At 71.4% G+C, this 23,224-nt stretch carries 18 protein-coding genes, 1 tRNA gene and 1 pseudogene; 10 read left to right on the forward strand and 10 right to left on the reverse strand.

Annotated features, from left to right (window positions below):
* Window positions 1-252: 252 nt before the first annotated feature.
* From ACSNOK_RS02935 to ACSNOK_RS02945, 3 genes are all read left to right on the forward strand, one after another.
* Complete coding sequence (locus ACSNOK_RS02935; protein ID WP_436778939.1) at window positions 253-906, forward strand: hypothetical protein; 654 nt, start codon at window positions 253-255, stop codon at window positions 904-906.
* Between the two features lie 162 nt (window positions 907-1,068).
* On the forward strand, window positions 1,069-1,764 hold the full coding sequence (locus ACSNOK_RS02940) for a response regulator (RefSeq protein WP_436778969.1): 696 nt from the start codon (window positions 1,069-1,071) through the stop codon (window positions 1,762-1,764).
* Window positions 1,761-2,915 carry a sensor histidine kinase gene (locus ACSNOK_RS02945; protein ID WP_436778940.1) on the forward strand — a complete coding sequence of 385 codons (1,155 nt, stop codon included), beginning with the start codon at window positions 1,761-1,763 and terminating at the stop codon, window positions 2,913-2,915. The genes ACSNOK_RS02940 and ACSNOK_RS02945 overlap by 4 nt, the downstream gene beginning before the upstream one ends.
* Window positions 2,916-2,946: 31 nt before the next feature.
* On the opposite strand, the gene ACSNOK_RS02950 is transcribed toward ACSNOK_RS02945, so the two are convergent.
* Complete coding sequence (locus tag ACSNOK_RS02950; protein ID WP_436778941.1) at window positions 2,947-3,606, reverse strand: ATP-dependent Clp protease proteolytic subunit; 660 nt, start codon at window positions 3,604-3,606, stop codon at window positions 2,947-2,949.
* Window positions 3,607-3,695: 89 nt separating this feature from the next.
* On the opposite strand from ACSNOK_RS02950, the gene ACSNOK_RS02955 reads away from it, so the two are divergent.
* Window positions 3,696-4,727 (forward strand): LysR family transcriptional regulator, encoded by a 1,032-nt coding sequence (locus ACSNOK_RS02955; RefSeq protein ID WP_436778942.1) that lies wholly within the window; start codon window positions 3,696-3,698, stop codon window positions 4,725-4,727.
* Window positions 4,728-4,781: 54 nt separating this feature from the next.
* Here ACSNOK_RS02955 and ACSNOK_RS02960 read toward each other — a convergent pair whose 3' ends face one another.
* Window positions 4,782-5,156 carry a VOC family protein gene (locus tag ACSNOK_RS02960; protein ID WP_436778943.1) on the reverse strand — a complete coding sequence of 125 codons (375 nt, stop codon included), beginning with the start codon at window positions 5,154-5,156 and terminating at the stop codon, window positions 4,782-4,784.
* Between the two features lie 391 nt (window positions 5,157-5,547).
* Window positions 5,548-7,302, reverse strand: coding sequence for a beta-galactosidase (locus tag ACSNOK_RS02965; RefSeq protein ID WP_436778944.1), 1,755 nt, complete (start codon window positions 7,300-7,302; stop codon window positions 5,548-5,550).
* A 504-nt stretch (window positions 7,303-7,806) separates the two neighbouring features.
* Here ACSNOK_RS02965 and ACSNOK_RS02970 point away from each other — a divergent pair.
* Together ACSNOK_RS02970 and pepN are read left to right on the forward strand one after the other, a co-directional pair.
* The gene (locus ACSNOK_RS02970; protein ID WP_436778945.1) at window positions 7,807-8,196 is read left to right on the forward strand and encodes a chorismate mutase; all 390 of its coding nucleotides are present in this window, start codon (window positions 7,807-7,809) and stop codon (window positions 8,194-8,196) included.
* Between the two features lie 268 nt (window positions 8,197-8,464).
* Window positions 8,465-10,981 (forward strand): aminopeptidase N, encoded by a 2,517-nt coding sequence (gene pepN / locus ACSNOK_RS02975; protein WP_436778946.1) that lies wholly within the window; start codon window positions 8,465-8,467, stop codon window positions 10,979-10,981.
* Between the two features lie 108 nt (window positions 10,982-11,089).
* On the opposite strand, the gene ACSNOK_RS02980 is transcribed toward pepN, so the two are convergent.
* A complete protein-coding gene (locus ACSNOK_RS02980; RefSeq protein WP_436778947.1) occupies window positions 11,090-11,644 on the reverse strand; it encodes a F0F1 ATP synthase subunit B in 555 nt (184 codons plus the stop codon).
* Window positions 11,645-11,884: 240 nt separating this feature from the next.
* Here ACSNOK_RS02980 and ACSNOK_RS02985 point away from each other — a divergent pair, with 240 nt between their 5' ends.
* A complete protein-coding gene (locus ACSNOK_RS02985; RefSeq protein ID WP_436778948.1) occupies window positions 11,885-13,315 on the forward strand; it encodes a lysine N(6)-hydroxylase/L-ornithine N(5)-oxygenase family protein in 1,431 nt (476 codons plus the stop codon).
* On the opposite strand, the pseudogene ACSNOK_RS02990 reads toward ACSNOK_RS02985, so the two are convergent.
* A pseudogene (locus ACSNOK_RS02990) lies at window positions 13,271-15,103 on the reverse strand (bifunctional metallophosphatase/5'-nucleotidase). The gene ACSNOK_RS02985 and the pseudogene ACSNOK_RS02990 sit on opposite strands and share 45 nt — an antisense overlap.
* A gap of 216 nt (window positions 15,104-15,319) precedes the next feature.
* On the opposite strand from ACSNOK_RS02990, the gene ACSNOK_RS02995 reads away from it, so the two are divergent.
* Window positions 15,320-16,012 (forward strand): SIMPL domain-containing protein, encoded by a 693-nt coding sequence (locus ACSNOK_RS02995; protein WP_436778949.1) that lies wholly within the window; start codon window positions 15,320-15,322, stop codon window positions 16,010-16,012.
* A gap of 155 nt (window positions 16,013-16,167) precedes the next feature.
* A complete protein-coding gene (gene pyk / locus ACSNOK_RS03000) occupies window positions 16,168-17,604 on the forward strand; it encodes a pyruvate kinase (protein WP_436778950.1) in 1,437 nt (478 codons plus the stop codon).
* A 14-nt stretch (window positions 17,605-17,618) separates the two neighbouring features.
* Here pyk and ACSNOK_RS03005 read toward each other — a convergent pair whose 3' ends face one another.
* Both ACSNOK_RS03005 and ACSNOK_RS03010 read right to left on the reverse strand, forming a co-directional pair.
* Window positions 17,619-18,407, reverse strand: coding sequence for a helix-turn-helix domain-containing protein (locus tag ACSNOK_RS03005; protein WP_436778951.1), 789 nt, complete (start codon window positions 18,405-18,407; stop codon window positions 17,619-17,621).
* 87 nt (window positions 18,408-18,494) lie between these two features.
* A tRNA-Leu gene (locus tag ACSNOK_RS03010) sits at window positions 18,495-18,578 on the reverse strand.
* An 89-nt stretch (window positions 18,579-18,667) separates the two neighbouring features.
* Here ACSNOK_RS03010 and ACSNOK_RS03015 point away from each other — a divergent pair.
* Window positions 18,668-19,324, forward strand: a complete 657-nt coding sequence (locus tag ACSNOK_RS03015; protein WP_436778952.1) for an ANTAR domain-containing response regulator — start codon at window positions 18,668-18,670, stop codon at window positions 19,322-19,324.
* Between the two features lie 85 nt (window positions 19,325-19,409).
* Here the strand turns inward: ACSNOK_RS03015 and ACSNOK_RS03020 are convergent, their stop codons facing one another.
* The 3 genes from ACSNOK_RS03020 to ACSNOK_RS03030 are packed head-to-tail and all read right to left on the reverse strand — an operon-like array spanning window position 19,410 to window position 23,220.
* Window positions 19,410-20,126 carry an ABC transporter ATP-binding protein gene (locus tag ACSNOK_RS03020; protein ID WP_436778953.1) on the reverse strand — a complete coding sequence of 239 codons (717 nt, stop codon included), beginning with the start codon at window positions 20,124-20,126 and terminating at the stop codon, window positions 19,410-19,412.
* Window positions 20,123-21,148: an ABC transporter ATP-binding protein gene (locus tag ACSNOK_RS03025; protein ID WP_436778970.1), complete on the reverse strand. Its 1,026-nt coding sequence runs from the start codon at window positions 21,146-21,148 to the stop codon at window positions 20,123-20,125. The genes ACSNOK_RS03020 and ACSNOK_RS03025 overlap by 4 nt, the downstream gene beginning before the upstream one ends.
* Before the next feature lie 5 nt (window positions 21,149-21,153).
* On the reverse strand, window positions 21,154-23,220 hold the full coding sequence (locus ACSNOK_RS03030; RefSeq protein WP_436778971.1) for a branched-chain amino acid ABC transporter permease: 2,067 nt from the start codon (window positions 23,218-23,220) through the stop codon (window positions 21,154-21,156).
* Window positions 23,221-23,224: the final 4 nt, after the last annotated feature.

Below are 23,224 nucleotides of genomic sequence, written 5' to 3' on the forward strand. Positions count from 1 at the left end.
GTCTTACGGCGGGGCGCCCACGCGCCCGCCGTAAGACCGTCCACGCGACCGGGGTATGACGCCGGGCGGGACCGCCGTCATTCTTTCGGCCGAGGGGGAACGGCCCGGAATGGCCCCTTGGTCGAGGTGTACGGGGCAGGGAGGCCCGTAACGTGGATCACGCGCACCGGTCCGCCCTTTCGACAGGGGGCCGGGGCGCGTCGTTCGCGGCACGCGCCGCACCGCAGGACCCCCGACAGAAAGAGCACCTCCGTGCCCGCCAGGACCCGCATCGCCGTCGTCACCCTCCTCGCCGCCGCGAGCGCGGCGCTCCTGCCGGTGACCGGCGCGGCGGCGGCCGACACCGGGCACCGCGACCGGGACCGTGCCGGGGACGTCCGGAACGTCGTCCACCACGATGGTTCCGGCGCGGCGGCGTCGGGCGCTCCCACTTCGGGCGCTCCCGCTTCGGGCGCTCCCGTGGCGGGCCGGGAGGCGGGTCCGGGGGAGGACCGGGAGGCGGGTCACCCGGCCGCCGGGACCGACCGGCGCTGGACGGCCCCCCGCCGGCACGACCTCCGCGTCACCCACCGGGAGCACTCCGGCGTGTCGCGTCCCGCGGCGCCGCTGCGGCCGGCGGGGCGGGTCGAGCAGGTCAAGCGGATGAAGCAGGCCGAGCAGGCCGAGCAGGGCAAGCGGGCCGGCCGGGTCGAGCACGTCAAGCAGGTCAAGCGCGTCAAGCAGGTCAGGCGGCACGAGGCGGCCAGCAATCCCGTCCGGCGCATGGTGCAGGCCGGGCAGACGGTCGGGGGACGGCGGGACATGGGCAAGCCGCTCGTCTTCGGTGGTGCGGCGCTTCTCGCCGTCGGCGGAGGCATGTGCGGGCTACGGCTGGTGAACCGCCGACGGGCGGCCCGAGAGGGCTGACACGCCGGGGGACCCGGTGGGGGAACGTGAGGACAACCGCGCGGAGTGCGAGCTCGGGGGCCCTGAGGGAGTGACCGGGGCACCCACCTGCTGTTGCGCCCCCACCACACCGCCGGTCACATGGAGCACAAGCGAACGGCCCACCCCGGCGGAGGGGACGACATGGCGATCACCGTCGTCATCGCGGACGACCAGGAGATGGTCCGCACCGGCTTCCGGATGATCCTGGAGAGCCAGCCCGACATCGACGTCGTCGCCGACGTCGTGGACGGCGAGGCGGCGCTGGCCGCCGTCGAGGAGCACCGGCCCGACGTGCTGCTGCTCGACATCCGCATGCCCAAGCTGGACGGCCTGGAGGTCACCCGCCGCATCTCCGCGCTCACCGCCGCCGAACCGGAGCGCGGCGGGCGCCCCCGCATCGTCATCGTCACCACCTTCGACCTCGACGAGTACGTCCACTCCGCGCTCCGCGACGGCGCCTCCGGGTTCCTGCTGAAGGACGCCAGCCCGGCCATGCTCGTCGAGGCGGTGCACGCCGCGGCCGTCGGGGACTCCCTCATCTCGCCCGCCATCACCGTCCGGCTCCTCCGTGACCTCGCCCCGGCCGGCGCGGCCGGGGCGAGGGGCGGCGGCCGTTCCGTCAAGGTGCCCTCCGAGCCGTTGACCGAGCGCGAGGAGGACGTCGTCCGCTGCCTGGCGCGCGGGGCCACCAACGCCGAGATCGCCGCCGAACTGTTCATCTCCCTGTCCACGGTCAAGACCCACCTGGCCAATGTGCAGCTGAAGCTCGACGCCCGGAACCGTGTCGAGATCGCCGCCTGGGCCTGGGAGAGCGGGCTGGCCACGGGCGGTACGTGACCGGGCGCGCCGGGCCCGCGACCCGGCACCCGCGCCGGGCCGCCGTCGCCAAGGCCGTGCTGGCGGTCTTCCTGCTCGGCCTGGTCGGCTTCGAGGGCTTCGTCCTCGCCCGGCAGCCCAGCCCGCCGCATGCCGTGGTGCTGGCCTCGGGCGTCGCCGTCTGCCTGTGCGCCGTGCCGTACACGTGGATCCCGCTCGACCTGCGGGCGGGCGTCGCCGTCGGCGTGTCCTGGACGACATCGGCTGTGCTGATGGCCGGCCCGCACCCCGGCGCGGTCTGGGGCATGGGGGAGGACGTGGCCCTGCTGGTGCTGCTCACCAACGTCGTCCAGCGCTCCCCGGCGCGGCGCGCGGCCCTCCTCGGCCCGGCGCTCGCCCTGGCGGCGCTCGCCGCGCCGGTGCGCGACCTCGACCCGGGCCGGTTCACGGCCGTGTTCACCCTCCTGACCGTGGTCGTCGGCGGGTACTCGCTGCTGCTGCGCGCCCAGTCGGCCCAGCGCGTCCGCGACATGGCGGCCGTCCGGACCGCCGAACGCCTGGAACTGGCCCGCGAACTCCACGACCTCGTCGCCCACCACGTCACCGGCATCGCCGTCCAGGCGCAGGCGGCGCGCTTCACCTCCCTCGAAGGGGACGCCGCCGCCCGCGCGTTCGAGCGCATCGAGGGTTCGGCGGGGGAGGCGCTGGGTGCCATGCGCCGCCTCGTCGGCATCCTGCGCGAGGGCGCCGAACCGGAGACCGAGCCGGTCGCGGGCCTGCCGGAGGTGCGGTCCCTCACCGAGCGGTTCACCCGCACCGGCCCGCCCGTCGCCCTCTACATCGAGCAGGGCATGGAGAACTGGCTCCCCGGCGACGTCGCAGCCGCCGTCCACCGCGTCGTCCGCGAGGCCCTGACCAACGTCCGCAAGCACGCCGCCGACGCCACGGCCGTCCGGATCGGCGTCCGCGGCGTCCCCGAGGGCGTCGAACTGCGCATCGCCGACGACGGCCGCCGCCCCGCCCCGCTCCCGGACACGGCGCGCGGCGGCGGCTTCGGCCTCGTCGGCCTGGCCGAACGCGCCAAGGCCATGGGCGGGCGGCTCACCGCCGGGCCGGCGCCGGAGGGCGGGTGGCTGATCACCGCGGTGTTCCCGGTGGAACGGCGGCGGTGAGCCCGGGCGGGGGCCTCGCTTCGTCGCTCGTTCAGGCTTCGCCGCGCGCACCGGCGAGTTCGTCCGCCGAGGCGATGACGTGGTCGACGAAGCCGTACTCCAGTGCCTCCTGGGCCGTGAAGTAGTGGTCGCGGTCGGAGTCCGCCTCGATCCGTTCCACCGGCCGGCCCGTGTGGTGGGCGATCCGCTCCTGCACCAGGCGCTTGACCGACCGCATCTGTTCGATCTGGATCCTGATGTCCGACGCGGAGCCCGCGAGCCCCGCCGACGGCTGGTGCATCAGGATGCTCGCGTGCGGCAGCGCGTACCGCTTCCCGGGCGCGCCCGCGCAGAGCAGGAACTGGCCCATGGACGCCGTGAAGCCCAGGGAGAGGGTGGCGATGTCGTTCGGGACGAACTGCATGACGTCGTAGATGGCCAGCCCGGCCGTGATCGAGCCGCCCGGCGAGTTGATGTAGAGGTGGATGTCGCGGTGCCGGTCCTCGGCGGAGAGGAGCAGGATCTCGGCGCAGATCCGGTTCGCGATCTCGTCGTCCACCTGCTGCCCGAGCACGATGATCCGGTTGCGCAGCAGCCGCTGGAAGACGTGCTCGCCGGCGGCGGGCGCGGGCGGCGCGGTGGGGGTGGCCAGGGCAGGGGCCGACGGGGCAAGAGCCGATGGGGCGAGGGCCGACAGGGGATATGCGCTCATGACCTCAGGAAAACCGCAGGTCAGGGCTGGTGTCCAACAACTTCTGCGGGCTCTTTGACAACCACGGGTTGTCAGTCGAGGCTGGCGTCATGGAACCCGATCTCCCGGGCATGCGCGCCTTCGTCGCGGTCGCCGAGGAACTGCACTTCGGCCGGGCCGCCGCCCGCCTCTTTCTCACCCAGCAGGCGCTGTCCAAGCGTGTCCGCCGCCTGGAGGACGCTCTCGGCGCGCCCCTCCTCGAACGCACCACCCGCAGCGTCGAACTCACCTCCGCCGGGCGGAGGCTGCTGCCGCTCGCCGTGGACGCCCTCGCCGCCTTCGACGCGGCCGTCCAGACCGTCCGCGGCGCGGTGCGGCCGCTGCGGGTCGAGGTCTTCGCCGAGCGTTTCACGCCGATGCGGGTGCTGCGCGACACCGTCGCCCGGACGCCCGGACTCCGCGTCGACCCGAGCATGCGGCAGGGGCTGGCCCTCACCCTCCCGGCCGTGCTGGGCCGGGAGCTGGACGCCGCGTTCGGCCGCGTCCACGACCTCGGCCGGCCCTGGCCCGCCGGTCTCCTCCACCGGCCCGTCCACCTCGAACCCCTGCACGCCTACGTGCTCGCCGGGCACCCCCTCGCCGACCGGACGTCCGTCAGCCCGGCCGACCTGCGGGACGCCGGGATCGCCATGCCCGACCCCGGCGGCGCGGAGGAGTGGCGCGGCTATCTCGTCCGGTTCTGCGACGAGTTCGGGATCCCGCTGCGCTTCACCGCGCCCGCGGTGGGCGCGCGGGATTACGGCGAGCACATGCTGCGCGCGGGGCGCGCGGTGACGGTGGGGGAGGCCGGGATGGACCTGCCCCACGACGGACGGCTGCGGCGCCTCCCGATCGTGGACCCCGTGCCCCTGCACCTGTGGTCCGTCACCTGGCACCGCTCCAACCGTGACCCCCAACTGGGCTTGCTGCTCAGGGCGCTTCCCCACCCGAAGGAAGGGACCGGACCGGCGCGCGGAGATCTCGGTGCGCGCCGGCCGGACGACGTCTGGCTGCCGGAACCGGACCGGGCGGCACTGGCGGCTTACCGGAACACAGGCCCGGTGGTGAAGCCCGGACGCACGGAGGCGCCGGAGAAGGCGTAGGCCCCGGGGCTTCGGCCGGGGCGCCATCGCCGGATCGGGTGCGGAACTGTGAAGTTACTGGTAGCAGAGGCAGAACGGGTGCCCCGCCGGGTCCGCGAAGACCCGGAATCCGGACGTCGTCCCACCGCTGTCGTGCAGGAAACGCGCTCCGAGCGCGGTCACTTCCGTCTGTGCGCGCTCCAGGTCCTCCCGGGTGCCGACGGCGAAGTCGAGGTGGAACTGCTGGGGGTGCTCCGGGTCCGGCCAGCGCGGCGGACGGTGGTCCTCCGCCTTCTGGAAGGCGATGCGGGTGCTGCTCGCGGGGTCGTTCAGCCACACCCAGGCCGGGTCGCTCGCGTCCACCTTCCAACCCAGGATCGCCCCGTAGAAGGCCGCGAGCGCCTCGGGGTCCGGACAGTCGATGACGGTGCAGTCCAGTTTCGCGATCATGTTGCGATGCTCCTGCACTCCCGGCGGGTTGTCCACCGGGCAAGAACAAACCGTGCGCCCTGGGGTAATCGTGATTTCTGTGGCCTCCTGAGACGCTTGATGCGAACATCCGGACTAGTTGGTCCGGTCCGGACGGCTTCACGCCGCACGATCTGGGAACAACACCTCCACAGGGCCGTCCCGCTGGTCACCGTCATCGGCCGGTGATCAGCGGGACGGGGGTCGGAACCCTCCCGACTTACCGGCTGCCCCGTCGCACCCTCGGCCGAACGCCCCGCCGACGACTCCGTCGAGCCTCGCGCCCACGGACTCCGCGACGGCTCCGCGCCGAGCGACCCACCGGCCGAGCGGTGCTCCGGCCCGTCTCTCACACTTCACACCTCACAACACCTCACACCGGAATCGGTTCCAGCAGCGGCCGCATCGTTCCCGCCCGCTCCATCTCCAGCACCAGCAGCTCATTCCTCCCCGTGCGTAACACCGGTCCCGGTACCCAGAGCGTGCGCTGCGGGCCGACGGACCAGTACCGCCCCAGACAGAAGCCGTTCACCCACACGAACCCCCGTTCCCAGCCCGGCAGTCGGAGCACCGCGTCACCACCCGCCGGCAACCGGAAGGCACCGTGATAGAGCCCCGCTTCGCCCCCGTCGGCCGGCCGCCACCGCACCACCGCGAGCGCGCCGTCCTCCTCGAACGCCGCGAGCCGCAGTCCCCGCGCCCGTACCCCGTGGACGTACTGGCCCCCGTGCAGCAGCCCACCCGTCAACCCCTTCCGTTCACCCAGCCGCGGACCGTAGTTGACCCTCCCCAGCGACTCCACCCACAACTCGACCGACGCCGGCCCCGGCACGTCGCCGATCAGCCCGTCCTCGTCGCGGAGCACGGCCGTCCGTACGCCGTCGACGGAGACGACGGCCAGGTCCCGCAGCCCCGCCACGCGCAGCGGCAGCGCCCGGCGCGGCCCCGGGACGGTGAACCGGTACCGGACGACACCCCGGTCCACCCCCAGCTCCTCGAACGACGGCGGCAGCACGCTCTCCCGCGCGGCTCCGCCGAGCGCGTCCATCACCTCGGCCGGCGGCGCCCACCGCGTGAGCTCCACGCCCACCGGCTCCCGCAGCACCGGGGGAGCGGGCGGCGGGTCCGGCGGCGGACCGTCCCCGCAAGCGGCCAGTACCTCGCGGAAGGCGTGGAACTTGGCCGTCGGCCGCCCGTACTCGTCGACGGGCGCGTCGTAGTCGTAGGACGTCACCGTCGGGCACAGCGCGCCCCGATGCTCGTCGCCGGCCCGGTTCGCCCCCGCCCAGCCGCCGAAGCTGGTCCCGCCGTGCGCCATGTAGACGTTCACGGACGCCCCGCACTCCAGTACCTCCCGCAGCGCCTCCGCCGCCTCCCCGGCGCCCCGCGCGGCCGGCGCGCCGCCCCAGTGGGCGAACCAGCCGCACCAGAACTCCATGCACATCAGCGGCCCGCCCGGCCGGTGCCGGCGCAACACCCGGAACGCCTCACGCGCCCCCGAACCGAAGTTCACCGTCGCCGTCGCTCCCCGGACCGTTCCGCCCGTGAGCATGTGGTCCTCCGGCCCGTCCGACGTCACCAGCGGCACCACCACCCCCGACGCCCGCAGGCGCCCCACGAGATGTTCGAGGTAGGCCTGGTCGCTGCCGTAGGAGCCGTACTCGTTCTCCACCTGCACCAGCACGACCGGCCCGCCCCGGCCGAACTGCCGCCCGGCGATCTCGGCACCCACCGCTTCCAGCCAGCCGTCCGCCGCGCGCAGGAACCCCGGATCGCTCGTCCGCACCCGCCGCCCCAGCCGCCCCGTGAGCCAGTGCGGCAGCCCTCCGTTCTCCCACTCCGCGCAGATGTACGGCCCCGGGCGCACGATCGCGTACAGACCCGCCGCGCCGGCCGCCTCCAGGAACCGGCCCAGCTCGCCCATGTCGTGGGACCGGCCCTCGACGGGCTCGTGCCGGTTCCACGGGACGTACGTCTCCACGCAGTTGAGCCCCATCGCCCGCACCATCGCGAGGCGGTGCGGCCAGTGCCCCTCGTGCACCCGGAAGTAGTGCAGCGCCCCCGACAGCAGCCGCACGGGGCGTCCGCCGACCCGGAACCCGTCCTCCGCCACGGTGAAGTCCGGCACAACAGCCCCCCAGCCCCGTCACCCCGCCCGAGCGGCCCGGGCGGGCCGGGCCGCCGCCCCATCCTGACCCACGCCGGCCGTCGCCGTCACCGGGGCACGGGGCGCGACGGGGGCGTACCACCGGACCGCCGGAGCACGGGCCACGACACCGCCCGCCGTATCCGCACCCCTGTCCCGGTACCGCCGTCTCCACACTTCCGACTCCGACACCCTCCATCTCCGCCGCTCCCGCCCCGACACCCTCCGTCTCCGCCGCTCCCGCCTCCGCCACCCGCAGTCCCCGCCGCTCCTGTCTTCGCCACCCGCCGTCTCCCGCTCGCGGCTCCACTGCCCATCGGCCGGGCACCCGCACCCCCCAACCCCTGCCATTCCCTGCCGTCCCTTGTCCACCACCACTCCCCTTACCCCCTCCACCACCGTTCCTGGTTCCCCAGACAGCCGATCCGGCACCGGTCGGATCATCGAGTCGGCGCGGGCCGCCGGTTCCGCATAAGGTCGGTCGATATGAACGACAGCACCAATGCCGACCGCCCCGGCGTCGACCGCCCCGGCCCCGTCCCGTCCGGCGAGGCCGCCCCGGCCGCCGCGGCCGGAGCGGGCGCGCCCGACGACGCCGTGCGGGCCGAGCTCTCCCGGCTGCGGGACAGCATCGACAACATCGACGCCGCGGTGATCCACATGCTGGCCGAGCGCTTCAAGTGCACCCAACAGGTCGGCCACCTCAAGGCCGCGCACAAGATGCCGCCCGCCGACCCGGCCCGCGAGGCGCGCCAGATCGCCCGGCTCCGCCTCCTTGCCGAGAACGCGAAGCTGGACCCGTCGTTCGCGGAGAAGTTCCTCAACTTCATCATCGCCGAGGTCATCCGGCACCACGAGACCATCGCCCGCACCTAGCAGCCGTCCACCGGCCGGACAGCCCCGCCCCGTCCCCTCGGTAACGGGGGCGCATCGAGGGACCGCGCCGAAAATCGCATGGGGGGCGGCGGCCGGGAACCGGCCGGCCCGGGCCGCCCCCGCCTCCTCCTGCCGCTGCTCCCGCACCTCCCCTCGGCCGAGCCTCCGCCGGTCTCCCACGCACCCGGCGGCCCGCCGCCGCCAGGCCGGCCGGCCCCCGCCCGAAACGGCTCGTCCAGCGCCGGGACGCTGGGGCAGCATGGCCCCCATGACTGCACTGACGCGCGAAGAAGCACAGGCCAGGGCGCGGCTCCTGGACGTCCACAGCTACGACATCGACCTCGACCTCACCCGCGGCGACGAGCACTTCCGCTCCACCGCCGTCATCCGCTTCCAGGCCCGCGCCGAGGGCGACACCTTCGTCGAGATCCGCCCCGCCGCCCTGTTGAGCGCCACCCTCGACGGCCGCCCCCTCGACACCGCCTCGCTCGCCGACAACCGTCTTCCGCTCGCCGCGCTCGCGCCGGGCGAGCACGAACTGCGCGTCGAGGCGGACATGAGCTACTCCCGCACCGGCGAGGGCATGCACCGCTTCACCGACCCCGTCGACGGCGAGACCTACCTCTACACCCAGATGTGCCTCGACGACGTCCAGCGCGTCTTCGCCGCCTTCGACCAGCCCGACCTCAAGGCCGTCTTCTCGGCCACCGTCACCGCGCCCCCCGACTGGACGGTCCTCGGCAACACCGTCGCCACCCGCGTCGGCCCGCCCGCCGAAGGCCGCTGGAAACTGCCCGCGACCCGGCCCATCAGCACGTACATCGTCGCCTTCGCCGCGGGCCCCTGGCACAGCGTCCGCACGGAACACGCCGGCCTGCCCTTCGCCCTGCACTGCCGGCGGTCCCTCGCTCCGCACCTCGACGCCGACGCCGAGGAACTTCTCGACCTCACCCGCCGCTGCTTCGACCGCTTCCACGAGATCTTCGACGAGCCCTACCCCTTCGACTCGTACGACCAGGCGTTCGTCCCCGAGTTCAACTTCGGCGCCATGGAGAACCCCGGCCTCGTCCTGTTCCGCGACGAGTTCGTCTTCCGCTCCGCCGCCACCGACACCGAGCGGCAGAACCGGGCCGTCACCATCGCCCACGAGATGGCCCACATGTGGTTCGGCGACCTGGTCACGCTCCGGTGGTGGGACGACATCTGGCTCAACGAGTCCTTCGCCGAGTACATGGGCTACCAAGTCCTCGCCGACGCCACCCGCTTCACGGGCACCTGGACCGAGTTCGGCGTCAGCCGCAAGGCGTGGGGCTACGACGCCGACCAGCGCGAGACCACCCACCCCGTCGCCCCCGCTCCCGGCGCCGTCCAGGACACCGCCGCCGCCTTCCTCAACTTCGACGGCATCTCCTACGCCAAGGGAGCCGCCGCGCTGCGCCAACTCGTCGCCTGGCTGGGCGAGAAGGACTTCCTCGCCGGCATCAACGCCCACTTCGCACGGCACCGCTTCGGCAACGCCACCCTCGCCGACTTCCTCGACTCCCTCGCCGGCGCCTCCGACCGCGACGTCCACGCCTGGGCCCGCCAATGGCTCGGCACCACCGGCGTCGACACCCTCACCCCCAGCGTCACCACCACCGACGAGGGCGGCTGGCAGCTCACCATCGACCACCAGGGCACCCGCCCCCACCGCATCGCCGTCGGCCTCTACGACCGAGACCCCGCCGACCTCCGGCGCCTCACCGCCCGCCCCCGCACCGAGACCGACATCCCCACCGACCCCGGGCCCACCACCGCCCTCACCGGCACCGGCCCCCGGCCCGCCCTCGTCCTCCTCAACGACGGCGACCTCGGCTACGCCAAGGTCCGCCTCGACCCCGACTCCCACACCACGGCCCTCCGCGCCCTCTCCGGCCTGCCCGACCCCCTCACCCGCGCGGTCCTCTGGAACGCCCTCCGTGACCTCGTCCGCGACGGCCTGCTCGCCCCCACCGCCTACCTGCGGGCCACCCGGGACCACCTCCCGCACGAGACGGACAACGCCGTCGTCCAGGGCGTCCTCACCTTCGCCCGCGCCCAGATCGCCGACCGCTACCTCCCCGCCGACCACCGCGACGACGCTCTCGCCACCCTCCGCGACACCTGCGACGCACTCCTGAGCCGCACCGGACAGGCCACCGCGCCCGGCCTCCGCCTCGCCGCCGTCCGCACCCTCGTCGACAGCGCCACCGCCCCCGGCACCCTCCACGACTGGCTCCGCGCCGGCACCGTCCCCGGCGGACCCGCCCTCGACCCCGAACTCCGCTGGCGCGTCCTCACCCGCCTCGCCGTCCTCGGCGCCACCACCCCCGAGGCCATCGACGCCGAACTCGCCGCCGACCCCAGCGCCACCGGCCGGGAAGGCGCGGCCCGCTGCCACGCGGCCCTCCCCGACCCCGCCGCCAAACAAGCGGCCTGGCACGCCCTCTACGCGGACGACAGCCTCTCCGCCCACCTGTGGACCGCCACCGCCCAGGGCTTCTGGCAGCCCGAACAGCTCGACCTCACCCGCCCCTACCGCGACCGCTACCCCTCCGACGCCACGGCGCTCGCCGCCCGCCGCGGCACCGCCCTCGCCAAAACCGCCGGCTCCCATGGATTCCCCCGTCCCCACGTCGACCACGACACTCTGCGCCTCGGCGAGGCCTGTCTGGACGGCTCCGAACCGACGCCCGCGCTCAGGCGTCAGCTGCGGGACCAGCTCGACGACCTTCGCCGAGCCCTCACCGTTCGCTACCCACAGTGAACACCACCCCACTGACAATGACCCTCACCAGGGCTTTCCGCGCATGACAAAGGCGCCCCCACCCCGGGTTCGGGGTGCGGGCGCCAGGCCCGAAAAACGCTGCCTACGTCAGCCGCGCTTGTCCTCGATCGCGTCCGCCGGCTGCGCCGTGCGGAGCTCCTCCAGGAAGCGGTCCACGATGCCGCTCTCCCGCGCGTACGTCTCGACCGACTCGCCGACGATGCGACCCGCCAGCTCGGTGGCCAGCGCGCCGACCTGCTCGCGCAGCTGCGCCTCGGCCATCGTGCGCTCCGCGTCGATCATCGCGTGACCGGCGGAGATGATCTCGTCGCGCTGGCGCTGGCCCTCGGCTCGCAGCTCGGCGATGATCGCGTTGCCCTGCTCGACCGACTCCTGGCGCAGCCGCGCGGCCTCGTGCCGGGCCTCGGCCAGCAGCTCCTGGTACTCGGCGTGGACGCGCTCCGCCTCGGCGCGGGTCTCCTCCGCCTCGCCGAAGCGGCCCTCCGTGGCCTGCTCACGCTCGGTGAGGACCTTGTTGATCCGGGGCAGGATCCCCTTCGCGATCACCGCGAAGACGAGGAAAAACAGCACCAGACCCAGGACGAGGGGGGCAACGTCCGGCTTGAGCGGTCCGATGTCGAGAGCGAGGTTCATCATGGCCATGGGGTGCAGGGTAGTCGACGCCGCGCCCGGGGCGCGCCCCGCACCCCGCCGTGAGCCCCCGCGACCCCGGCTGCCCGGCCGCGCGGGGTCCGTCCCCCCATCGGGGGAAACATCCCCCACAAGGCGTCACGCCGCAGGTACAGCCGGTAGCTTGAAACGACCTGATGTATCGAACAAAAAGGGCATAAACGACTTGTCCGGCTGTGTTCGCCGCCGCCCACGGGAAGGCCGCACCCCCGCATGAGCAACCCCGCCTCCTCCGACCACACTTCCGACGCTCCCCTCGACTTCGCGGGCATCGGCATCGGCCCCTTCAACCTCTCCCTCGCCGCCCTGGCCCACCCGTTGAGCGACCTCCACGCGGCTTTCTATGACGAGAATCACACGTTCCGCTGGCACCCCGGGCTGCTCATCGACGGCACCCGCATCCAGGTCCCCTTCCTCGCCGACCTCGTGACCCTCGCCGACCCCACCAGCCCCTGGACCTTCCTCAACTACCTCAAGACGCGCGAGCGCCTCTACCCCTTCTACTTCGCCGAGCGCTTCCACATCCAGCGCGCCGAATACGACGCCTACTGCCGCTGGGTCAGCGAGAACCTCACCGGCCTCCACTTCGGCCACCACATCGACGCCGTCCGCTGGAACCCCGAACGCGTCCTCTTCGAGATCGACTACACCCAGCTCGACCGCGACGGCGAAGCCGAGGCCCTGGGCCGCACCTACGCCCGCAACGTCGTCCTCGGCATCGGCACCACCCCCGACATCCCCGAACCCCTCCGCCCCCTCGTCGAAGCCCACGGCGTCCCCGTCCACCACTCCGCCGACTACCTCGACCACCGCGCCGACCTCCTCGCCGCCGACCACGTCACCGTCATCGGCTCCGGACAGTCGGGCGCCGAGATCTTCCTCGACCTGCTCCGCCACCGCCCCGTCGGCCGCGAGAAGCTCCACTGGCTCGCCCGCACCCCCGCCTTCGCCCCCACCGAGACCAGCCGGCTCGGCCGCGAACACTTCACCCCCGACTACGGCCAGTACTTCCACGCCCTCCCCGAGCCCGTCCGCGACCAGGCCCTGCCCCAGCAGTGGCAGCTCCACCAGGGCATCGACCCCGCCACCATCACCGCCATCCACGACGAGCTCTACCGCCGCAGCCTCCACGGCGGCTGGCCCGACACCACCCTCACCCCGGGCGTCTTCGTCCGCACCGCCGGACGCGTCGGCACCACCCGCGTCGAGCTCCACCTCGAACACCACCAGCAAGGCACCCGCTCACGCCTCACCACCGACGCCGTCGTCCTCGCCACCGGCTACCGCGAGCGCCGCGTCGACCGCCTCCTCGCCGCCCTCGACCCCTACATCCGCCGCGACTCCGGCGGCCGCCCCCGCATCGACGCCCAGCACCGCCTCGTCCTCGACCCCCTGGTAAAGGGCGCCGTCCACGTCCAGAACGCCGAAACCCACACCCACGGCATCGGCAGCTCCGACCTCGGCCTCGCCGCCTGGCGCAGCGCCACCATCCTCAACGCCATCACCGGCACCACCCACTACCCGCTGCCCCAACGCACCGCATTCACCACCTTCGGCCTGGAGCCGCGGCCCACACCACGGCCCCACACCGCACCACCCTCAGAAAAGCGGCACACCATCCCGCGTCAGCTTCCAGTCCACTGACGCGAACTTCGCCACATCGATCACCTGCCGCGCCTTCACCCAGCCGATGATCGTGTTACGGATCTCCTCCGAATTCGCCCACACCTGCTTCGCCCGCGCCACATGCGGGAAATTCCCGCCACCACTCGCCCGGTAGTTGTTCACCGCCAGCACGAACTGCGCGGAATCGTCCAGCGGCTTCCCGTCGAACAGCAGCTTCCCGATCCGCGCACCCGGCGCCTTCGCGATGTCGATCTCGTAGGAGAGGCCACTCACCACGTCGTAGTTGTAATCCGGAATGCTCTCCGCGTTCGTCAGCTTCGCCGGATCCACCGGCGCGCCCGCCGGCGTCCGCACGTAATACCGCGCCGAGAACTCCAGGTACTCCCGCACCTGCGCGCCGGTCAGCACCCGCGCCTCCAGCGTGTTCTCGAACGGATACAGCCCGGCCACCTCACGGACCGACACCTGCCCCGCCGGAACCGCCGCCGTCCGTGAGAAACACGACGCCTGCGACAGCACCGGCAACGACGCGTACGCCGTCCCCTTCAACGCCGCCCGCACCGTCTCCGCCTGCACATGGTTGATGAAATCGATGACGGGCGTGTCCCGGTACGGCGCCTCCGCCGCACTCATCGCCGCCGTCGACGTCCCGATCCGCTGGTTCACATACGCCACCACCTTCCGGTGCTGTCCCCGCACCAGGCGGGTGACCATGGCGTCCTCCTCGGCGGTGTTCGAGTTCAGCACCTTCGACGCCACCGACGCGACCTGCCAGCGGCCCCGCTCCCACACCAGATCGAAGTCGAACAGTGTCAGCCGCTGACCTCACTTCAACGGCTCGGACAGCACCACCGGCCGGCCCGTCTCCTTGTTCACCACCCGGTACTCGGGCACCTCCACATGCGCGTGCCCCACCAGAATCGCGTCGATCCCGGGCACCCGCTCCGCCACCAGAGCCGCCGCGTTCTCCACATGAGGCAGCGCGTCACCGTAAGACGACGTCCCGCTCATCCCCGAATGCGCCGACACGATCACGACGTCCGCACCCATCGAACGCAGCCGCGGCACCCACTTCGCCGCCTGCTCCTCCAGGCCGGGGAACACCATCTTCCCCTGCACATTCGCCTTGTCCCAGATCGCGATCCCCGGATTCGTCAGACCCAGCACCGCCACCCGCACATCACGCCCGTGCGGCGTCCGCATCCGCTTGATGACATACGGCCGGAACGCCGGCCGCATCGTCTTCGCGTCCAGCGCGTTCGCCCCCAGCAACGGAAAGCGGCACTGCTGCTCGAACTTCCGCAGCACCGGAATGCCGTAATTGAACTCGTGATTCCCCAGCGCCGCCGCGTCATACCCCATGGCGTTCATCGCCAGGGCCATCGGATGCACCGGACCACGGTGCCCGGTGATCGGCTCCACCCGCGCGTAGTAATACGCGAGCTGCGTTCCCTGGATCGTGTCGCCCGCATCGATGAGCAGCGTATTCCGCCGCCCCTTCTCCTCGCGGACCTGCTTCACCAACGTCGAGATCTTCGCCAGGCCCACATCGTTGTGCGCCTTGTCGTCGAACTCCGCGTCGGTGAAGTAGTCCCAGTTGAAGACGTTCCCGTGCAGATCCGTGGTGCCCATGACGGTGAACGCGTACCGCTTCGTCCTGCCGTGCCCGCGCTCCCCACGCCCCCCTTGCCCCGACAGGGGCTGCTCACCGGCCGCCGCCGACGTGGCGCCCACGGCTCCGGTCAGGGCCACACCCGCCCCCGTAGCGGCCGTACGCCCCAGGAAACGCCTGCGGTTGAGCGGCATCGAATTCCCCATCCCTTTACCTGACGATCTCACCGCACCCGGCCCGGAGCCGGCTGCGTCCGACAACGACACCGGACGGCCGCGACACCACAAGCCCCCCGGTACAACGCGCGTAGATTCTGACCCCCACAGGCACCAGGGCAACACCCTTACAAGGTTGCGATCCGATGACTCCGGACAGTCCCGCCGACGAACACGGACTGAGACGCTAGCCCCATGACCGCAACCGAGCCGCTGCCCTACGGAACCCCCGACACGCCGCGCGTCGCCGTCCGCGGCGAGGCCCACCTCGAAGTCGACCCCGAAATCGCCTGCCTCGGAATCACCATCAGCGCCCGCGGTACCGACCGTCACAAAGCCCTGGACGACCTCACCCGACGCAACAACCACATCATCGAACTGCTCAAAACCCACGGCGACGCCGTCGAGAAAATCGAAACCGGCGCCGTCACCATCACCCCCCAACTCAACGACAAAGGCCGCCACGAACGCATCCGCGCCTACCGCGGCCACGTCCATCTCACCGCCACCCTCGGCGACTTCACCATCCTCGGCGAACTCACCACCCGTCTCTCCGACCTTGAACTCACCCGCATCGACGGCCCCTGGTGGGCCCTCCGCGCCGACTCGCCCGCCCACCGCGAAGCCCGCCGCCAAGCCGTCCACGACGCCGTCCAACGCGCCCGCGAATACGCCGAAGCACTCGGCTCCCGCCTCGTCGCCCTCGTCGAACTCGCCGACACCGGCGCCGAACACCCCGCCCCCGCCGCCCCGCCCGCACGCCCCGCCATACTCCGCAGCGCCGGCTACGGCGGCTCCACCCCACCCGCCCTCGACCTCGAACCCCAACGCCAGAGCGTCTACGCCCACGTCAACGCACGGTTGACCATGACTCCGCCGATCCTGTGAACCGTGCACGCCGGGGTATGCGCGGGGACGCTCCACCGCTCATCGGAGCACCCCCGCGCACGTTTCACTAGTTGTCAACAGACCTTTACCCAACGGACGTTGGGTGGTCGTGTCCGGCAGATTCTCTACCCACCGGTAGGTCATAAGGTCGTGCCATGCGCCGAGCGAAAATCGTCTGCACCCTGGGGCCCGCCACCGACTCGTACGAGCAGATCAAGGCCCTCGTCGAAGCCGGCATGGACGTCGCCCGCTTCAACCTGAGCCATGGCACCCACGCCGATCACGAGGCGCGGTACGAACGGGTCCGCAAGGCCGCCGAGGAAACCGGCCGGAACGTCGGCATCCTCGCCGACCTTCAAGGCCCGAAGATCCGCCTCGGCCGGTTCCTCGAAGGCCCCGTACTCCTTGAACGCGGCGACACCTTCACCATCACCGTCGAGGACGTCCTCGGCGACCGCCACCACTGCGGCACCACCTACGACGGCCTCGCCGACGACGTCACCCGCGGCGAACGCATCCTCGTCGACGACGGCCGCGTCACCCTCGAAGTCACCGAAGTCAACGGACCGCGCGTCCACACCGTCGTCCTTGAGGGCGGCATGGTCTCCGACCACAAGGGCCTCAACCTCCCCGGCGTCGCCGTCTCCGTCCCCGCCCTCTCCGCCAAGGACGTCGAAGACCTCCGCTGGGCCATCACCACCGGCGCCGACATCGTCGCCCTCTCCTTCGTCCGCAGCGCACGGGACATCGACGACGTCCACCGCGTCATGGACGAGGAAGGCCGCCGCCTCCCCGTCCTCGCGAAGATCGAGAAGCCGCAGGCGGTCGACAACCTCGACGGCATCATCGCCGCCTTCGACGGCATCATGGTCGCGCGCGGGGACCTGGGCGTCGAAATGCCACTGGAAACGGTCCCGATCGTCCAGAAGCGCGCCATCAAACTGGCCAAGCGCAATGCCAAACCCGTCATCGTCGCCACCCAGATGCTCGACTCCATGATCGACGCATCCCGGCCCACCCGCGCCGAGGCCTCCGACGTCGCCAACGCCGTCATCGACGGCACCGACGCCGTGATGCTCTCCGGGGAGACCAGCGTCGGCAAATACCCCATCGAAACCGTCCGCACCATGAGCCGCATCCTCCAAGCGGCCGAAGAGGACATCCTCGCCCAAGGACTCCCCCCGCTCACCGAACGCAGCAAGCCCCGCACCCAAGGCGGCGCCGTCGCCCGCGCCGCCGCCGAAATGGGCGACTTCCTCGGCGCCAAATACCTCGTCGCCTTCACCCAGTCCGGCGACACCGTCCGCCGCCTCTCCCGCTACCGCTCGCCCATCCCCCTCCTCGCCTTCACCCCCGAACCCGCCACCCGCTCCCAACTCAACCTCACCTGGGGCGTCGAAACCTTCCTCGGCCCCATGGTGCAGACGACCGACGAAATGGTCAGCCAAGTCGACGAATACCTGCTGCGCATCGGCCGCTGCCGCAAGGGCGACATGGTCATCATCACGGCCGGCTCCCCACCCGGCACACCCGGCACCACCAACCTCGTGCGTGTGCACCACATCGGGGAGGACGACGGGCCGAAGGGGTAGGCCGCACCCGGTGATCAGTACTTCGGGCCGATGTGGGCGTCCATGAGGGCTACGGAGGCGCGGCGGGCGACGGAGATGTTGAACGGGTCGGCGCCGCGTCGCGTCATCTTCCAAGCGACACCGACCTTGTCGAGGGTGTCGCAGTAGAGCTGCCGGATGTCGTCGGACTTGTTGGTGAAGAGGTAGCGCGGGTATTCGTAGCGTTTGCTCGCTCCATGGACGGTTCTTGTGGTCCAGTTGACGATCCGGCAACCGTCGGAGTGAATCAGCCCGCGCAGAAATTCCCAAGGGTGGGCATCGACGATCCGCTGCTGCCAGGGTTCGAGCATGATGCGTCGCTCGTGCTTCTTGCCTGGGCCATGCTGGGGAAACAGGCACCAGAGGTGAGTTGAGTAGACCTTCACGTTGCGGCAGCCAGTGCGTCTGACGCGGCAGACTTTGTTGTCGGGCAACACCGCTCGCATGGCGGCTTCGCAGGCATCCATGAGGCCGGGCCAGTCATCAGCACAGGTGATCATGAGGCTTGGTACTCGGTGCCGGGAGTACTGGATGATGTGCCCGTCGCCTAGGTAGAGGCCCAGCAGATAGGAGTACGCCTGCTCGTCTAGCGGTCGGCCGTGACACCGAGGGCATTTGGACGACGGGCGGCCCGGGCAGTCTCCGCGCCTTGAGCGGTCGACGTGCAACCAGTAACCGACCGTGCCTGTGGGGACGCCAAGCCTACGGGCCACCTCGGCATTGGCTATTCCGGATTGGAGGAGGCGAAGGGCCTCCTGTCGTACCGTGCTGCCGTGAGACTCCATGGCGCCACTGTGTGTCATTGAATGTGTGCGCAATGTGGAGAAAGGTGAAGTTCACGCGAACGCGAACCTCCGCTTTTACCGCTTGAGTGCCGGGTATGGGATTCGAACCCACATGTCCTCACGGACAGAGGTGTTTGAGACCTCCGCGTCAACCAGTTGCGCCAACCCGGCCAGACAGGCTGTGAGCAGCATACCGTGTGAGCATCGAGCGGCCCTACTAGGTAGGCTCATACACATCACCTGCTTGACCGAGGAGACCCGTGAGCGCCGCCGAGCCCCAGCCGCCCGTCGACGACGAGCCGCAGCACACCCCTCCGCAGACCACCCGCGTCGTGATCGCCGAGGACGAGGCGCTGATCCGCCTCGACCTCAAGGAGATGCTCGAGGAAGAGGGCTACTCCGTCGTGGGCGAGGCGGGCGACGGGGAGACGGCGGTCGCGCTGGCGCGGGAGCACCGGCCGGATCTGGTGATCCTGGACGTGAAGATGCCGGTGCTCGACGGGATCTCCGCGGCCGAGCGGATCGCGGCCGAGTCGATCGCCCCGGTGCTGATGCTCACCGCGTTCTCGCAGCGTGAGCTCGTGGAGCGGGCGCGGGACGCCGGGGCCATGGCGTACCTGGTGAAGCCGTTCAGCAAGAGCGACGTCGTGCCGGCGATCGAGATGGCCGTGTCGCGGTTCACGGAGCTGAAGGCGTTGGAGAAGGAGGTCGCGGACCTCTCCCAGCGGCTGGAGACGCGCAAGCTGGTGGACCGCGCGAAGAGCGTTCTGCAGACGCAGTACGGGCTGACGGAGCCCGCGGCGTTCCGGTGGATCCAGAAGACGTCGATGGACCGCCGGATGTCGATGCAGCAGGTGGCGGAGGCGGTCATCGAGGACGCCCGGGAGAAGAAGGCGGCCAAGGAGCAGTCGCAGTAGCGGTCGGTGATCGTTCGGTTCTGTTGTGTGGGGCCCGTGTCCTGGGTGGGCGCGGGCCCTTCGCGTCGCCCGGGGGCGGTGGGGCTCAGTCTTCGCCGAGGTAGGCCTTGCGTACGGACGTGTCGCCGAGCAGGTCGGTGCCGGTGCCGGAGAGGACGATGCGGCCGGTTTCCATGACGTGGCCGTGGTCGGCGAGGGTGAGGGCGGCCTGGGCGTTCTGTTCGACGAGCAGGATGGTGGTGCCGTCGGCCTTGAGCTCGGCGATGGTGGTCATGATCTTCTGCATCATGATCGGGGAGAGGCCCATGGAGGGTTCGTCGAGCATGAGGAGTTTGGGGCGGGACATCAGGGCGCGGGCCATGGCGAGCATTTGCTGTTCGCCTCCGGAGAGGGTGCCGGCGGGTTGGCGGGCGCGTTCTCCGAGGATGGGGAACAGGTGGTAGGCGTGCTCGATGTCCTGGGCGATGGCGGTGGTGTCCTTGCGGAGGAAGGCGCCGAGCTGGAGGTTCTCGGCGATGGTGAGGCGGGGGAAGATGTGGCGGCCTTCGGGGGAGTGGGCGAGGCCGAGGGCGACGATGCGGTGGGCGGGGACGCGGGTGAGGGGTTTTCCGTCGAAGCGGATGCTGCCGGCTGTGGGGTGGAGGAGGCCGGAGAGGGTGCGGAGTGTGGTGGTCTTTCCGGCGCCGTTGGTGCCGATGAGGGTGACGATCTCTCCGGCGTGGACGGTGAAGGAGATCCCCTTGACGGCTTCGATCTTGCCGTAGGCGACGCGGAGGTCGCGGACTTCGAGGAGGGCCGTCATCGGGGGTCGTTCTCCTCGGGGTGAGTGGGGGGCGTTCCGTCCGGGACCGTCGGCGGGTGCTTTTGGGTGTGTGGTCGCCCCTCCGTCGGGGGTTCCGCCTGTGTTCGTGCCTCTGTCTGTGCCCGTGCCGCCGCCGTCGCCGTCGCGGCCGCCGCTTCCGCCGCGCGGGCCGCTTCCGCCGCCTCGACCTCGGCGGCCTCGTCCTGTCCGGGTGCGCCTTCGAAGGGGGTGCCGAGGTAGGCGGCGATGACGCGTTCGTCGCTCTGGACGGTTCGCGGGGTGCCTTCGACGAGTTTCCGGCCTTGGACGAGGACGGCGACGTGGTCGCAGAGGTTGAAGATGAAGCGCATGTCGTGCTCGATGACGAGGACGGCGATGCCCTGGTCGCGGATGGCGAGGACGAGGTGTTCGGCGGCGCGGGTCTCCTGGGGGTTCATGCCGGCGGTGGGTTCGTCGAGGAGGAGCAGGCCGGGGTCGCTGGCGAGGGCGCGGGCGATTTCGAGTCGGCGTTGTTCGCCGTAGGGGAGGTTGCGGGCGAGGTGGTCCGCTTTGTCGGTGAGTCCGGTGAAGTCGAGGAGTTCGCGGGCGCGTTGGTGGGAGGCGCGTTCGGCGCGGTGGAATCCGGGGCCGCGGAGGAGGGCGGAGAAGAGGCCTTCGTGGGTGCGGGTGTGCCGGCCGACGAGGACGTTCTCCAGGACGGTCATGCTGGGGAAGAGGCGGATGTTCTGGAAGGTGCGGGCGATGCCTGCCTGAGTGACGAGGTGGGGTTTGGCGGGGAGGACGGTGTCGCGGTAGGTGACGATGCCTTCGGTCGGGTTGTAGAGGCCCGTGAGGCAGTTGAAGAAGGTGGTTTTCCCGGCGCCGTTGGGGCCGATGAGTCCGACGATCTGGCGGTCGTGGACGGTGAGGTCGACGGATTGTACGGCGGTGAGGCCGCCGAAGCGCATGGTGATGCCGGTGGCGGTCAGGACGGGCGTGCCGGTGGTGGCGGCGGTGGTGGGAGTGGCGGCGTCGGGGGTCATGGTGGTCACGCCTCCGCTCGGGTGTAGGGCGCGGCGTCGGTGGCGGGGCCGGCGTCGGTGGGCGCCGTGGGGCCGGTGTCGTCGTGGAATTCGAGCTGTTTCCGGCGGTCGGCGACGAGGCCTTCGGGGCGGAAGCGCATCAGGAGGATGAGGGCGACTCCGAAGAGCAGGAGTTGGTAGTCCTGCATGAAGTCCATTTTGTTCGGGATGAGGTAGAGGAGGGCGGCGCCGACGATGGGGCCGGTGATGGTGCCCATGCCGCCGAGGATGACGGCGGCGAGGAGGAAGGCGGAGTTGGGTGGGACGGTTCCGGCGAACTGGTACTGGTCGGGTGTGGCGGTGGTGATGACGTGGGCTTGGACGGTGCCGGCGAGGCCGGCGAGGGCGGCGCCGAGGGCGAAGGCGAGGAGTTTCAGGCGGAAGGCGTTGATCCCCATGGCGGTGGCGGCGGTTTCGTCCTCGCGGATGGCGATCCAGGCGCGGCCGATGCGGGAGGCGGCGGCGCGGCGGAAGACGAGGACGACGGCGAGGGTGGCGAGGAGCATGAGGAGGTAGTAGTTGCCGAAGCGGCCGATGGGGGTGCCGAGGAGGTCGTGGGTGTCGCCGAAGTCGAAGCCGCCGATGGCGAGGTCGGGGATGTTGGGGATGCCCATGGCGCCGTTGGTGATGTCGGGGCCGGTTTTTCCGTTGAGGTTGAGCATGGTGATGCGGAAGATCTCGCCGAAACCGAGGGTGACGATGGCGAGGTAGTCGCCGCGGAGGCGGAGGGTGGGGGCGCCGATGAGGACGCCGAAGACCAGGGAGGTGCCGATGCCGGTGAGGATGGCCGCCCAGAACGGGAAGTGGACGCCGGCGGCGGATTCGGGTGAGCCGGAGACGAGAGCCGCGGTGTAGGCGCCGACGCCGAGGAAGGCGACGTAGCCGAGGTCGAGGAGGCCGGCGAGGCCGACGACGACGTTGAGGCCCAGGGCGACGGTGGCGAAGATGAGGATGCTGGTGGCCAGGTTGGTGTAGGTGTCGCTGGTGAGGGTGAGGGGGAAGGCCGCGGCGGCGACGAAGGCGGCGGTGAGGGTGATGGTGTGGTGCCGGGCCGTGAGGATGGCGAGGCGGGTGGTGAGGCCGGAGCGGCCGAGGGCGGCGAGTCCGGCGCAGGTGAGCAGGAGGTAGCCGACGAAGAGTTCGCCGTACTCGGCTTCGATGCCGTAAGTGAAGAGGGCGAGGCCCAGGGCGAACGCGGCGGCGATGACGAGGATTTCGGCCCAGGCGGGCAGTGGGGTGGGGGCGGCGGTACGGCCGGGGGTGAGGCTGTGGCGGAAGCGGTGCCAGGGGTTGGCGGGGGCGTTGTGCCCCGGGTGGTTCGAGCCGCCTGGGGGGCCTGAGCTTGACGAGGTGCCGGTGGTGTCCGGGTGCTCCGCGCTTGTCGAGTCGCCCGAGCCCGGTGAGTTCTGTGAGCCGCCCGATCCCTGGGCACCGTCCGGGAGTTCGGATCCTTCCGGGCGCGTATGGTCGTCCGCGCGCTCCGGTCGGTCCCCGTACTCGCCGTACTCCCCGCGCTCCGGATACGGACGCGCCGGTGGCAGGGCGAGGGCGCCGAGCAGGGCGGCGAGGGTGGCGCCGCCGGCGAGGAAGCCGCCGGGTTCGAGGTTGACGAGGCCGCCGAGGTCGGTGGTGATGGCGCCGAGGGTGTACCAGGTGGCGGCGAAGGTGCCGAGGGCGAGGAGGAGGGTGGGGGCCGTGGTGCCGGAGGGAGCGAGCCAGCGGAGCCCTCGGATGCCGTAGCCGGCCAGGACGTACAGCAGGGTGAGGGCGGCGCCGACAAGGGTGATGTTCTGGAGGCCGCCGGGATACCCGGTGACGGTGAGGTTTCCGGGGAACGAGGTGGTCCAGGTCCAGGCGAGGAAGGTGGAGACGATCGCGAGGAGCGCTCCCGCGCCGACGAGGAGGCGGGCGGCCTTCGGGGGCAGCGGGACCGTGGCGCGTACCGGGGCCGGGCCGGGGGCCGGGGCCGCGGCGTTCGGTCGTCCTCCGGCGGCGTCCGGTCGTCCTCCGGTGGTGTGGCGGTCGAGGGGCATGGCC

This window comes from Streptomyces sp. URMC 126 (assembly GCF_051386555.1).
Taxonomy (GTDB): Bacteria; Actinomycetota; Actinomycetes; order Streptomycetales; family Streptomycetaceae; genus Streptomyces.